We start from the raw sequence: 13811 nt of genomic DNA on the forward strand, positions 1-13811 counted from the left end.
CTTATTGTTTATGGGCATTGATCCATGTATCATTCGTCCATCCATCCAGATCATAATCACTCATTGCTTCGTCTACGAACGATTTATATTTAGCCGATTGTCCCGATACATCAGCCATCCGAAGCGTTTCAAGGCGGATATTATCTTGGTTACCCGCGTAGTTAATTTCATATAATTCATTTCTACCGCCAAACTCGGTCCCGATTGCATCCCAAATCATTTTCATTAATTTTACCCGCTCAACTGCATTTGCACCAGAACCTTTGTAATATTGGTCCAAGTACGGTCTAAGTTCCGGATTCGCAAAATCTTTTGCACTTGATGGAAGTTGGATTAAACCGCCTGCCACAACTGTTTCAAAAATTTCTTTTACTTGTGGCCAAACTTGTGGCGCAAGTACTCTGTAAGCAGTGGCATATTGCAGATTCGGCAGAACTACACCATTTTCACCTTGTATTGGTTCAGCAGCCATCGCAGTAGAGAGTCCCCAAAATGTATTTCTCCAAGCGATCACTTGTCCGACACTCGCTTGAACCCCTCTGAACCCTTTCGTACCTGACATTTCTGTCGCTTTCATCAACAAGCCCGCCATAAAATCGAGTTTCACCGCAAAACGGGTACAGCCGTGTAACGTATAGCGATTCATCCAGCCCGTTTTAGCGCGGAAACCATTGGCAATGTCAACATTTCGGTAGGCAAATACATTTTCCCATGGAACAAATACATTATCGAGAACGATGACTGCATCGTTTTCGTCGAACCGGCTGGATAATGGATAGTCAAATGGCGAACCCGATGTCGCAGCTGTTAGCTCATAGGACTGCCGACTGATGATTTTCAATCCTGGCGCATTCATTTCCACGAAGAAAATAAGTGCATGATCCAGATCGTCTTCTACGAGATCAACCGGCGAGTAGTTGGCAACAAAGTTATAGTTTGTAATCGCCGCGGAAGTTCCAACCATCTTGGCACCGCTTACAATGATTCCATCATCCCGCTCTTTGACGACGCGGACAAAGACATCTTTGTTTTCATGAAGCGGTTTGGATCGATCCATTTGCGGATTAATGATCGTATGGTTACAAAATGGCACTTCACGCGTTGTTTTTTCATACCATCTCCGCGCGTTATCTTCGAATCCTTTGTAAAAGTCGGCGTATGGACCTAAGTGTGCAGTGAATGCCGCTTTATAATCCGGCGTTCTACCCATGAATCCATAACTTAACTTTGACCATTCTGCAATCGCATCCCGTGCTTCCAGCAATTCCTTTGCACTTTCCGATGCTTTAAAAAACTTTTGTGTCGTAATTCCTGCTTTCGTTTTCGTTGTTAGCGTTGGAGCCGACTTTGGATCATGCAATGCATCGTAAAGACGCGCCATGGAACGGACCGAATTTTGATAGGCAGGATGCGTCGTCACATCGTCAATTTTTTCACCGTTTAAAAAGACCGTCCGTCCATCTCTTAAACTTTCGATATAATCTTTCCCATCCATCATTCTACCAATCTTTGTCATACTTGTTTGTGTTGTCATTGTTGACCATCCCCTTTTTGTTTTTTCTTTATTTTCCGATTTGTTAAATCTATCATAATCAATTCGGCGGAGACTGTATACAACAAAAAATGTCTATGTTTTTTAATAAACAGACAAACTTTGTTGAACTGCTTCAAAAAAATAAACAGCCTATGGAAGGCTGTTCATTCGGGTGCTACCCCTTCATAAAATCAGGTAAAATCGTTACGATTTGTGGGAATAGCACAATCAGTACTAAACATAGAATCATTGCTAGCAACATCGGAATGATCCCACGGAAGATTTTTTCAATCGGAATATCTTTTGCAACTCCACTAATTATGTAGACACTCAGTCCTAGTGGCGGTGTCACTAAGCCGATATTCATCACTAACACCATCACAATCCCGAACCATACGCCATTGAATCCTAATTCAATGATTAATGGATAAACAACGGGTAACGTCAATACGAAAATAGCAAGTCCTTCTAGAAACATCCCTAAAATAAAGTAAACGACTAAGATAAAAAACATAATCAACATTGGAGAAACATCCAGTTCACTCACATATTGTGTAATGGCAACTGGAATACGACTTAACGCTAGAAACTTACTAAAAATATCTGCACCAATTAAAATGAAAAACATCATCGCAGTTAATCTTGTCGTCTCATTAAGCGATGTTTTAAAGTCAGCCCAACTTAGTCTTCTTGTAGCGATCGCCAATAAGAACGCACCGAACGCACCAATTCCACCCGCTTCAGTAGGTGTAAAGAAACCTAAATAGATTCCACCGATACTCAGTAAAAATAATAAAGCAAATGGCCATACACTATTCAACGATTTCACTTTTACCATAAACGGCTTTTTAGGCGTAACGGGTGCAAGCTCAGGTTTTCTCAAGACGATAAAGTAAATGACCGCCATAAAGAGTGCCATTTGAAGTATCCCAGGAATAATTCCTGCAATCAATAATTTACCGATCGGCTCCATCGTCAGAACGCCGTAAAGTACCAATATAACACTTGGTGGAATCAAAATACCTAATGTCCCACCCGCAGCGACAGCTGAAGTCGATAAGCCCTCATCATACTTATACTTTTTCATTTCCGGTAACGCAATTCTCGCCATTGTGGCAGTCGTCGCATTCACCGATCCAGATATCGATGCAAAAAGCGCACTTGTCCCAATCGTCGTAATACCCAAGCCGCCTCTTATATGACCAATCCAAGAATCAACTGCAGTATATAAATCATTTCCAAATCCGCTATACGATAAAAACATTCCCATTAAAATAAAGAGCGGAATAACACTTAACGAATAGGAACTAGCCGTGCTAAACGGAGTACTTCCCAATTGAACGAGTGCTGTTTCCCAGTTTCGTATCATTCCGATTCCAACAGTCCCAACGATGACCAAAGAAACACTCACTGGAATTTTCAACGCAAATAAGACGAGTAAAGCGATAATCCCTAATAAACCAATCATTTCTGCACTCATGATTTCTTCACCGCCAATGCAAAATATTGAATTGCACTAGCTAAAGCAACGAGTGCAAAAATAGCAAGTCCAAAAGTAGCGACATAGTAAAACGGATAGATTGGCCAACCTAAATCACTTGTCGTTGTTTTTCTTTCCATTATACGAATCGCATTCGCCAACACTTGATTGGCCATGATAACTACTGTTATAAAAATAACAAGTTCAATGATGCCATCCAATAGATGTTTTGCTTTAGCAGGAAGTTTTGCAACGGCAAAGTCGATACTAATATGTTCTTTATATCGATGCGTCATGGCTAAAGCAAAGAAAACGAGTAACGCGGAACTTAACTCCGTCATTTCAAAAGTCCCCGCTAACGGTTTATTGAAGAAGTTCCGACCAATTACGTCAAAACTGATAATCAGCATCATAAAAATGAGCAGAGCGTTTGAAATCAATAATTGCAAGCTTGATAACTTATTTAATAAGTTATCAAGCTTTTTTAATAATTGCACCATAAGTTCCCCCACTCCTGTCTTATTGTGCACCTAATTCTACTGCACGATCATAAATCGCTTGTCCTGGCAATCCTCTGTCCTCTACTTTCTTAATCCACTTATCTACTGTCGGATTAATAAAGACATTCCATTCAGCTAATTCAGCATCGCTCAATTCGTAGATTTCGACACCTTTTTCATTCAACTTGTCAAGCCCACGTTGTCCGAGATCATCGAAATTGGCTCCCGACTTCATCGCTATCTTTTCTCCGATGAGCTCTTGAATGGCAGCTTGATTTTCTTCCCCAAGAGAATCCCAACTGTTTTCGTTCATCGTAATGTAAAACGTCGTCATGTAAAAGTTTCCGATCGTTGCGTAGTCGACGACATCCACTAAACTATAACCTTCAATGGCTTCCATAGGAGCAATCGTCCCATCAACTACACCTTTCTCAAGTGCTTCATACGTTTCATTCATCGACATGGAAACCGGCGTTGCACCGAGAGCTGTCAACCACTCATTCGTTTCCGCAGATGGGGATCGGATTCTCATTCCTTTTAGATCTTCAACACTTTTAACCGGTTTTCCGACTGTAAAGAGTTGTCCTGGATCCGAAGTAAATAACCATAAAGGAACAGTACCGGCATACTCGGCTTCAAACTCTGGAAATTCTTCGTATAATTTCCACAATATTTTTGAACCTTCTTCACCTTTATCACTCATGAATGGAAGCTCCATTACTGAAGTAAGGGGAAACTGATTCGGGTTATAACTATTAACACTCATTCCGATATCGACAGCACCTGTAGCCGCCGCATCAAATTGTCCATCCGGCGCTGCTAATGATGAGCCCGGGTAAGAAGTGATTTTCACTTGACCATCCGTCGCTTCCTCTACATCAGCGATAAAATCTTGTACGATAACGGTTTCTGATTCATGGCTTGGCGGGAAGAAATGGGAAAAGTCGAGCGCTATTTCGCCTCCTCCTGATGTGGATTCAGCCTCTCCCGTTCCCCCACATGCTGCCAATATCATGCTAAGAAGTAACAAAAGCGGTAAGGCAAGATTTCTCTTTTTAAATGAACGTTCCTTCAAATGTCTCACTCCCCTTATTTTTGTAAACCTCATCAATTCACAGTAACCATAGTGATTATGTCCTACAAAATAGTTTGATAGCGTTTACAACTTGGATATGTAGGTCTACTGAATTGTAAGGGTTTACTTGTGGAATATCATATATGATTAAATATATAGTGTCAATGACATAACTTGAATATTCCTATAATTTTATTTCTAAATTGTGATATTTTAATTTACTATCATATTAATTAACTATTCACACAACGAAAACTGGATCTGAAATGGATGATTTCAGACCCAATTTCCTCTTATTTAAACGAAATTACCTTTCTTGATGTCCTCACCTACAAAAGCAATGTCGAGAATAGCAAGGACATCTTCTTTCGTCACCGCTTTTGGATTTGCCACTATACTGATTTCTTCCTTCAAAGTTGCCTCAGCAAGCACTTCAAATTGTTCGCGCTGAACACCAGCTTCACTTAATGTTGGAATGTTAACTTTTTCAGATAACACTTTGACTGCTTCAATTGTTTTATCCGAAGCTTCCCCATCAGAAAGCCCCGCAACATTAATCCCCATTGCAATTGCAATGTCCTTAAATCGTTTTTGGACAGATGGTTCTTCCGCATTAAATGACATTACATAAGGTAACGTAGCCGCATTTGCGACACCGTGAGGAAGGCCACAGAATACACTTAGTGGGTGAGCAATGCCATGTACAAGTCCTAGGAAAGAAGAATTAAAAGCATACCCCGCCAGTAAACTACCCAATAGCATATTGGTACGCGCTTCGATATCGCTTCCATTAGTATAAGCTTCTTCTAAATTGCTGGTGATCAATTCAATCGCCTTTAAAGCGTTTACTTCAGTAGGGACAGACGAAAATTTTGACACATAGGATTCAATCGCATGGGTAAGTGCATCCATTCCTGTTGCTGCCGTAACTGCAGGTGGTAAGGCAACCGTCAATTCAGGATCCAAAAGTGCAACATCTGCACCACAGTGGCGACCAGCGATTACCATTTTCTTGTCACCAACCGTATCAGTAATGACGGTCACTCCTGTGACCTCGCTCCCGGTACCAGCCGTCGTTGGAATGGCAATTAACGGTTTTGTCGGGTTAGTCACTAGATTGACCCCTTCATATTGATGAATCGGACCTGGATTGGTCACTAAGATATTAATCGCTTTCGCTGCGTCAATCGGACTTCCGCCCCCTACAGCTACAATTGCATCCACTTCTTCTTTTTTGGCTAAATTCGCGCCTTCTTCCAAAATTGTATCAGGAGGATTCGGTACTACTTTAGAAAATTCTACCGCTTCGATATTGTTCTCTTTTAAATAAACTAAAACTTGATCAACAATCCCCGCTTGTTTAACGCCTTGGTCATACACACATAAAACTTTTTTTGCTTGTATCCCTTTTAATACTTCCCCAATGTTTTTAGCACTGCCAGCTCCAAAACTTACTTGACTCGGAATTCCAAATTCAAATTGCATCGTATAGCCCCCTGTTTTTATTGTTGTCGTACATGTAGTTGGATAATGTGTTGATTAAACGCCATACCAATTAAAATGTTCGTCATTTAAATCAACCCAAACATGCTTTGTTTCTGTGAACATATCCAATGCTTGCATGCCAAGTTCCCGTCCAAAGCCACTTTGTTTCGTCCCACCAAACGGTGCTACGCTATCTAACATACTAAATGTATTGATATAGACTGTACCTGCTTGGAGCTTTTTTGCCATACGATGTCCACGTTTTAAATTCTCCGTCCAAACGCCCGCCGCTAATCCATAGATTGTATCGTTCGCTTTTTCTAGCACATCCGCTTCATCTTTAAACTTAATGACAGACAATACAGGTCCGAAAATTTCTTCCCTTGCAATCGTCATATCGTTTGTAACGTTTCCAAATATTGTCGGCGTAAAGAAATGTCCTTCTCCGACGTCTGTCGTTCTTGTACCGCCTGTTAGAAGCTCCGCGCCTTCTTTTATCCCGATCTCCACATATTTCTCAATTCGTTCCAATTGTTTAAGTGAAACTTGCGGCCCCATTTGCGTGGATTCGTCACTTGGATTACCGACACGAATTTTCTTCGCTTTTTCTAAGAATTTCTCCATAAATTCATCATAAATGCCTTCTTGAACAAATAGCCTTGTTCCTGATGCGCAAACTTGGCCTTGTCCAAAATAAATGCCGAATAAAGAACCATTGACAGCATTCTCAACATTCGCATCATCGAAGACGATATTCGGTGATTTTCCGCCCAGTTCCAAACTGACAGGTTTCAAATTTTTACCGGCTGCCTGCATGATGATGCGCCCCGTTTCCGTTGACCCTGTAAACGCAACTTTATCCACATCGGGATGGTTGGCAAGCGCATCTCCGGCCACTTTTCCATATCCCGGCACAACGTTAATGACTCCGTCCGGAATTCCCGCTTCCTGAAATATTTTAACCAATTCTAATGTACTAATCGGCGTTTCTTCTGCTGGTTTAATAACAATTGTATTACCTGTCGCTAATGCAGGAGCTAGCTTCCACATGGTCAACATCAATGGGAAATTCCATGGAATGATCGCTCCAATTACACCGAGCGGTTCTTTTAACGTATAATTCAAACGGTCTGGCGGAGAAGATAATGTCTCCCCTTGTACTTTATTGGCTAAGCCGGCGTAAAATTCAAGTACATCTATTGTTCCGGGAATGGCGATATGTTTCGTCTCATTGATGGGTAATCCGTTATCTCTCGTTTCTACTTCAGCGAGAAAATCGACTTTACTCCATAGCGCTTGCACTACCTTATTTAATAAGCGCCCTCGATCACTTGGTGACATTGTTGCCCATGGACCCGATTCGAACGCTTTTCTAGCCGCTTTCACCGCGAGATCTACATCTTCTGTGCCTGCCTCCGCAACGACAGCATTCAATTTACCAGTCGCGGGATTATAGGATTTGAAAGTTTTTCCACTCACAGCATCTACCCATTGCCCATCAATAAACAGTTGGTACGTTTTGTTGATTGGCGACCCCTGATTTCTAACTGCAGTTTCTCCACTAATTTTTGTCATGTCTATTCCCCCACAATTAAATTTTTTACTCACAAGCATTTAAAATGCAAGAACCATGCCACTATTTTAAAGTCTATATTCCAAGCCTTCTAAATAATGCACCAACAGGGTTGTAACTAAATTATCCATTTCTTGTGTAGCAAAAAGGTACAATGTAACTTTTTGCTACACAATTAGTAATCTGTCATGAAATAACAGCTCCACTTTCAGTAGTGGCAGCTTTCTGTTTTTTACGCGGATTGGTCTCAATCAGGCCAAACCCTAGTAATGCGATGAGTAGTCCAGCTGCAGCAGCGATAATCATAACGATTGGCAACCCGTAGGAATCTGCAATTGTACCTGCTCCTCCCACGACAAATGCAGCGCCAAAAATTTCTCCGATTCCGATGATTAAAGCACTAGTTGTCGCACGTAAATGTGGCGGCATCGTTTCTTCGGGAATAATATTCATATAGATAGGAGCTATAGCACCAAATAGACCGCCGCATAAAATCAATGCAATGTTACCGAACATTCCGCCGGGGAATAAAAACAACCCTAAGGGAGCTAATCCAGCTAATGAAGCAAATAAAATCAATGCTGGTTTTCTACCAAACTTATCCGAAAATAACGGAACAAGAATACTCGTACAAATCGTAACGATTCCCATGGTTGACATGATGAGCCCCATATTTTTCATCGAGAGGTTCCCAACCGTCGTTAAATAAAGTGGAGCAAATACGATAAGAATCCAAAAACCTGCCATCATACTAATAGAAATGAAGATACTGACTACAACATTTCGATACTTAAACAACTCAAGTATACTAACCTTCTTCTTTTCTTTTTTCATTGATGCATGGACGTTTGGGGCAGGTACTTCAATAGCGACTTTCCAAATGATTAGCGCTAGAATAAAACTCGGAAGACTCACTATAACGAAAGCCAAATGCCAATTTGTAATGGCAACCAATTGTGTGGTTAAAGTTGGACCGAGCGTTCCTGAAATGACAGCCACTCCCGCATTGACAATTCCAACATTTCTTCCAAACCGACCTGTAGATGAAGCCGCAGCCACTAATGTGACAGCCAATGGTAAAATCGGTCCTTCCGCTGCACCTACTAGAAATCGAATGACCAGCAAGGCACCATACGAATTTGCAAATGCGGATAACGCTGAAAAAATAGCCGTTGCAATGACCATCGCGATGAGTAACGATTTTCTTTTTCCCGTTCGATCGGATATGATGCCAATGATTGGTCCGGCAAGTGCATAGCCAATAGTTTGCCACATATTAATTCTCCCGACTTGTCCTGCAGTTAGATCCATTTCATCAACGAGTACCGGGAGAATATAAGAAATCGCTGTTCGATCTAAAAATACAAACCCCCATGTCAAAAAGATAATCATCACAATTTTCCACTCATAAGACCGGGAATGACTACCAAGACTCTCCATTCTAACAACCTCCTTTTTATTTAGTATTTTCTATTGCAAATAGTGTGCCAATATTAAAAACCTTGATTTTCAATGCTAATTTTCCTGTTTCAATGATTCGTGGTTTAATTTATTCCAATCTGTTGGAGAGAAATATAACAAGTGTTGCATTTTATTGCTGAAGTAAATCCAAAATTCAGCAAAGTCACTTTGTATCTTTTCCGTCTCGTGATAAAATAGTACATAAGATTTGTTAGCTAGAGGAGGAATGGGAAATTATGCATATTGCTGATGGTGAAAAAAGGAGATTGCTTGAAATTTCTTGGAAGCGCTGTCAATCACGTGGTTTGGACCGAAGTGGAAATTCAATTGTAAATTTACTTGCAAAAAAGCAATTAGAGGAAGTATTAAAAAAAAATCAGCTACTAATCGAGTCTGCCAAACTTGTATTTCAACATATCGGTCAATCACTAAAAGGATATCCCTATAATATAGATCTTTTTGACGCACAGGGATGTCTAATGTACTCTCACCAACAGACCGAGATCCAGCATAATAACCAATTAGTCATCGGATCGCAATGGGGAGAAACTTACCAGGGGACGAGCGCCATTAGCTTTAGTATTGAACATCAAAAACCTATCACTCTCATAGGCAGGGAACACTTTTTTTTAGATAAAGAAATGCTCATCTGCTCTTCTAGTCCAATATTCGATAACAACGGTAACATGGTAGCGATTGTAAACTATAGCACAACAAAAAATGAGGTGAATAACTATCCTCTAACAGTAGCAACTCTCGCTGCAAAAGCCATTACAAATACAGTCTTTACAAAAAAACTAGAAATAGAAAATAAGAGTTTGTTAAATGAGGTACAAAAATATAACAAATCCTATTTTCTAAATCCGCCTATTCAGTCATCATCTGTAAAATATAACTTCGATCAAATCAGCGATACTTGTCCAGCTATCCATCGTGCTATTCAACTATCTAAGAAAGCAGCTCATACGGATTTATCTATATTTGTAAATGGTGAAAGTGGAACAGGTAAGGAAGTATTCGCTCAATCCATTCATGCGGAAAGTTCTCGCGCTGGCGGACCTTTTGTTGCTGTAAATTGTAGTGCAATTCCTGAAAACTTAATTGAAAGTGAGTTATTCGGCTATAAAAAAGGCGCGTTTACAGGCGCTAGTCATTCTGGAAGCATTGGAAAGTTTCGAGCGGCAAATAAAGGGACAATATTTCTAGATGAGATTGGAGATATGTCCTTACAAGCGCAAAGCTCCTTGCTTCGCGTACTGCAAGAACGTGAAGTTGTCCCAATCGGAGATCATGTTCCAATTCCAATTGATGTTCGGGTTATTTCCGCCACAAACAAAAACTTGCTTAAGGAAATTGAGGACGGCAGATTTAGGGAAGATTTATATTATCGACTGAATGAAATAAATTTACTTTTACCTCCTTTAAGAATGCGTAAAGATATACTAGAACTTGCTGAGGCATTTTTAAAGGAGCTAACTACTACCGGGATGCAATTTTCCAAAAGAACAGTTGAGGTGATTCAAACCTATTCCTGGCCTGGTAATATCCGGGAATTAAAAAATGTCATTACACAGGCATGTTTTCTGACGGATGGCAAGGTGATTGAGCCATGGCACCTACAATTAAATCAAACGAAAAAAACATCTACTCCTTCCAAGTATATTGAACCGGAATATCCAATCCAAACATTGGAAGAAGTGGAGAAAATGCTGATCAAACAGGCGTTAGAAAGAAATAACGGAAACATGACGCAAGCAGCCAATCAATTAGGGATAACAAGACATACAATCTACCGGAAAATGAAGCTTTATGAAGAATTAAAAAGTTAAAAAGAACATAAAAAAAATGGCGACTTACCATTTAAATTTACATGGTAAGTCGCCACTCTTTATTTATACACTAAATCAAAATTCCAAAATTGAGATTGCACTTTGATTACCCGATTCACCGCTTCCTTTTGATGGTCTGCAAAAATATTCGTTGGAAGCCCTTGTGTAGATCCGCGGAATGGATCTTCTGTCACTTTGCTTTGCAATCCACTTAACGATTCAATAATTCTCAACGTACAAAACGGTACATATGCAGCACTATAACCACCTTCGTGACAAACCACCAAGCGTCCTTCACACAATCGTTCAGCCAGACTTTTTACAACCTTGGCCATTTCACCATATCCATCTGCAGTCACCAACATATGAGATAGGGGGTCAAATACGTTCGCATCTTGACCGGCCGCAACAATAATAATTTCGGGTTTAAATTGTTCCGCGATAGGAACGACGACATTTTCTAAAGTGTAAAGATACCCAGCATTTCCAGTTCCGGCTGGTAAGGGAATATTTACGTTGTATCCTGCGCCTTTGCCTTCCCCGACCTTTTCGGAATATCCCGTATTTGACGGAAAATTCCCTTCTTGATGGATTGAAATGGACAAGATTTCAGGATCATCATAAAATGAATTTTCCGTCCCATTCCCGTGATGGACATCCCAATCTAAAATCATAATCCGCTTCAATCCATACTTTTCACGCGCATATCTCGCGGCAATTGCTACGTTATTAAATAAACAAAATCCGATCCCTTTTTCTCTCTCAGCATGATGTCCAGGTGGTCTTGTAAGGGCATAGATATTCTCAACCTTCCCTTCCATCACTGCATCAATCCCTGTTAGTGCACCACCAGCAGATAATAAGGCGATTTCATAGGAACCTGCCCCCACTAGCGCCAAATCCCCCGCATCTCCTCCGGTCGTATTACTCAATCGCTCAACTCTTTCAATATAAGAAGTGTCGTGATTTAATTCAATTTCCTCTTTCGTAGCTGTACGTGGTTTTATCACCTTTAACTCATCGATAAATCCTGTTCTTTCCAATAGGTTCTTGACGCGTCTCTTACTCTTTGGACTTTCGCCATGTTCATCCACTTCAATCCAACCGCCTGGTGGAAGAAACAATGCTCCATTTCCTGTATCATGCCAAAAATAACTTTCATCGTAAATAAATCCTGTTTTTGCTCCCATTGTAATCTCCCCCGTCTGTGCTATTAGTTGTTAGCAGTCCAAACCACAACAGTTTGATTGAATAACCCGGGTCTTATTATCCCTTGTAGAATCGGCAGTATGAACCGGATCCATTTACCGGAAACTTCAATCGACTGATGTTTTGAGCATTCAACTTAAGAAAAATACTATCCTAATCAACTTACTGGTTTCTTACAAAATAATCAGTGAGTTTCATCGAAAATAAAAGCTCCTTTTGTAGAGATGGTAACAGCAACTCAATCCGTTCCCTACATGATCAAAAGGAGCTTACTTTTTAACTAATCATATCTATCATGGCTTGACTTAACCAACAGCCGTTTCTGTAAATGGACATAGCGCGGCTTTAGCCATGGGAATATCAGTTAAAACGTTATGTTTATGCAAAATACCTTTTCATATGACAACTTACTGTGCACTTAATTCTACTGCACGATCATAAATCGCTTGTCCTGACAAGCCCCTTCCTTCCACTTTTTCAATCCATTTTTCTATCGTTGGATTAATAAGGACTTTCCATTCATCGAGTTCTTCTTCACTTAACTCGTAAATTTCAACGCCTTTTTCTTTCGCTTGCTCTACAGCCTCTCTTCCAGATTGATCGTGAAGTGCCGCTGCTTTCATCGACAATTTTTCACCCGTTAACTCTTGAATTGCGGCTTGGTTTTCTTCACCGAGCGAAGCCCAACTTTTTTCATTCATCGTTGCATAAAAAGTCGTCGAATAAAAATTACCGACCGTTGCATAGTCAATCACGTCTATTAAACTATGACCAAGCAATGCTTCCCACGGAGCAATCGTTCCATCGACAACCCCTCTCTCAAGCGCCTCATAGGTTTCGTTCATCGGCATAGAAACTGGTGTAGCACCAATCGCTGTCAGCCATTCATTTGTTTCCGCGGATGGGGATCGAATTCTCATTCCTTTTAGATCTTCAAGACTTTTCACTGGCTTTCCAACTGTAAATATTTGACCAGGGTCGGAAGTGAATAGCCATAAAGGAACGGTTCCAGCATATTCCTCTTCAAACTCTGGAAATTCTTCATACAACTGCCATAATACTTTTGCTCCATGTTCCCCTTCATCACTCATAAATGGAAGCTCCATAACTGAAGTAAGTGGAAATTGATTTGGGTTATAACTATTTACACTAAATCCAATATCAACGGCTCCTGTAGCTGCAGCATCAAACTGCCCATCCGAAGCCGCTAATGATGCCCCAGGATAAGATGTAATTTTCACCTGTCCATTCGTTGCTTCTTCAACATCTGCAATTAACTCCTTTACCGTAACCGTTTCTTGAGCGTGACTTGGCGGCCAAACATGGGACAAGTCTAACGCAATATCAGTTGCAGATCCTGAACTCGCTTTAGGTTTTGGATCATCGCTACTACATGCTGCCAATACCATGCCCATTGCTAGAATGATAAGTAAAAGGAAAATAGGTTTCCTTTTTTCACGAAACTGTACTTTCACATTTTCTCCCCCTAAAATTTTATAAACCTAATCATATATTATTTTGTATATGTCAACAAGCAGATTTTAGAGAATATTCCGTAGGTTTAACTTTTTCATATAGGGAATTAGCGACAAATGGGGTGTTCAATCTTTTGTATAGGTCACTCTACTGTCCTTTCAGTCAATTACCAACCCTAGAATTAAATAC

The 13811-nt window shown here is 40.4% G+C and carries 10 protein-coding genes; 1 reads left to right on the forward strand and 9 read right to left on the reverse strand.

From position 1 onward, the window contains the following. Position 1: 1 nt before the first annotated feature. From MHZ95_RS10885 to MHZ95_RS10915, 7 genes are all read right to left on the reverse strand, one after another. A complete protein-coding gene (locus tag MHZ95_RS10885) occupies positions 2 to 1498 on the reverse strand; it encodes a 4-hydroxyphenylacetate 3-hydroxylase family protein (protein ID WP_239390853.1) in 1497 nt (498 codons plus the stop codon). 211 nt (positions 1499 to 1709) lie between these two features. Beyond that, positions 1710 to 3014: a TRAP transporter large permease gene (locus tag MHZ95_RS10890; RefSeq protein WP_239390659.1), complete on the reverse strand. Its 1305-nt coding sequence runs from the start codon at positions 3012 to 3014 to the stop codon at positions 1710 to 1712. Beyond that, a complete protein-coding gene (locus MHZ95_RS10895; RefSeq protein ID WP_239390660.1) occupies positions 3011 to 3514 on the reverse strand; it encodes a TRAP transporter small permease in 504 nt (167 codons plus the stop codon). The genes MHZ95_RS10890 and MHZ95_RS10895 overlap by 4 nt, the downstream gene beginning before the upstream one ends. A 19-nt stretch (positions 3515 to 3533) precedes the next feature. Continuing rightward, entirely contained in the window at positions 3534 to 4589 is a 1056-nt protein-coding gene (locus MHZ95_RS10900) for a TRAP transporter substrate-binding protein (protein ID WP_239390661.1), read from the reverse strand. Positions 4590 to 4886: 297 nt separating this feature from the next. Next, positions 4887 to 6074 carry an iron-containing alcohol dehydrogenase gene (locus MHZ95_RS10905; protein ID WP_239390662.1) on the reverse strand — a complete coding sequence of 396 codons (1188 nt, stop codon included), beginning with the start codon at positions 6072 to 6074 and terminating at the stop codon, positions 4887 to 4889. 54 nt (positions 6075 to 6128) lie between these two features. Beyond that, positions 6129 to 7649, reverse strand: coding sequence for an aldehyde dehydrogenase family protein (locus MHZ95_RS10910; RefSeq protein WP_239390663.1), 1521 nt, complete (start codon positions 7647 to 7649; stop codon positions 6129 to 6131). A 184-nt stretch (positions 7650 to 7833) separates the two neighbouring features. Then, complete coding sequence (locus tag MHZ95_RS10915) at positions 7834 to 9087, reverse strand: MFS transporter (RefSeq protein WP_239390664.1); 1254 nt, start codon at positions 9085 to 9087, stop codon at positions 7834 to 7836. Positions 9088 to 9344: 257 nt separating this feature from the next. Here MHZ95_RS10915 and MHZ95_RS10920 point away from each other — a divergent pair, with 257 nt between their 5' ends. Continuing rightward, positions 9345 to 10937 carry a sigma-54-dependent Fis family transcriptional regulator gene (locus MHZ95_RS10920; protein WP_239390665.1) on the forward strand — a complete coding sequence of 531 codons (1593 nt, stop codon included), beginning with the start codon at positions 9345 to 9347 and terminating at the stop codon, positions 10935 to 10937. 59 nt (positions 10938 to 10996) lie between these two features. Here the strand turns inward: MHZ95_RS10920 and MHZ95_RS10925 are convergent, their stop codons facing one another. Together MHZ95_RS10925 and MHZ95_RS10930 are read right to left on the reverse strand one after the other, a co-directional pair. Continuing rightward, positions 10997 to 12127, reverse strand: a complete 1131-nt coding sequence (locus MHZ95_RS10925; protein WP_239390666.1) for a class II histone deacetylase — start codon at positions 12125 to 12127, stop codon at positions 10997 to 10999. Between the two features lie 426 nt (positions 12128 to 12553). Beyond that, positions 12554 to 13621: a TRAP transporter substrate-binding protein gene (locus MHZ95_RS10930; RefSeq protein ID WP_239390667.1), complete on the reverse strand. Its 1068-nt coding sequence runs from the start codon at positions 13619 to 13621 to the stop codon at positions 12554 to 12556. Between the last annotated feature and the right edge of the window lie 190 nt (positions 13622 to 13811).

The sequence above is a fragment of the Sporosarcina sp. ACRSM genome (genome assembly GCF_022346545.1).
Taxonomy (GTDB): domain Bacteria; phylum Bacillota; class Bacilli; order Bacillales_A; family Planococcaceae; genus Sporosarcina.

Bases quoted from the DNA above. Each gene is read 5' to 3' on its own strand.
- MHZ95_RS10885 (WP_239390853.1), bottom strand. From the start codon at position 1,498: ATGATGGATGGGAAAGATTATATCGAAAGTTTAAGAGATGGACGGACG.
- MHZ95_RS10890 (WP_239390659.1), bottom strand. From the start codon at position 3,014: ATGAGTGCAGAAATGATTGGTTTATTAGGGATTATCGCTTTACTCGTC.
- MHZ95_RS10895 (WP_239390660.1), bottom strand. From the start codon at position 3,514: ATGGTGCAATTATTAAAAAAGCTTGATAACTTATTAAATAAGTTATCA.
- MHZ95_RS10905 (WP_239390662.1), bottom strand. From the start codon at position 6,074: ATGCAATTTGAATTTGGAATTCCGAGTCAAGTAAGTTTTGGAGCTGGC.
- MHZ95_RS10910 (WP_239390663.1), bottom strand. From the start codon at position 7,649: ATGACAAAAATTAGTGGAGAAACTGCAGTTAGAAATCAGGGGTCGCCA.
- MHZ95_RS10915 (WP_239390664.1), bottom strand. From the start codon at position 9,087: ATGGAGAGTCTTGGTAGTCATTCCCGGTCTTATGAGTGGAAAATTGTG.
- MHZ95_RS10920 (WP_239390665.1), top strand. From the start codon at position 9,345: ATGCATATTGCTGATGGTGAAAAAAGGAGATTGCTTGAAATTTCTTGG.
- MHZ95_RS10925 (WP_239390666.1), bottom strand. From the start codon at position 12,127: ATGGGAGCAAAAACAGGATTTATTTACGATGAAAGTTATTTTTGGCAT.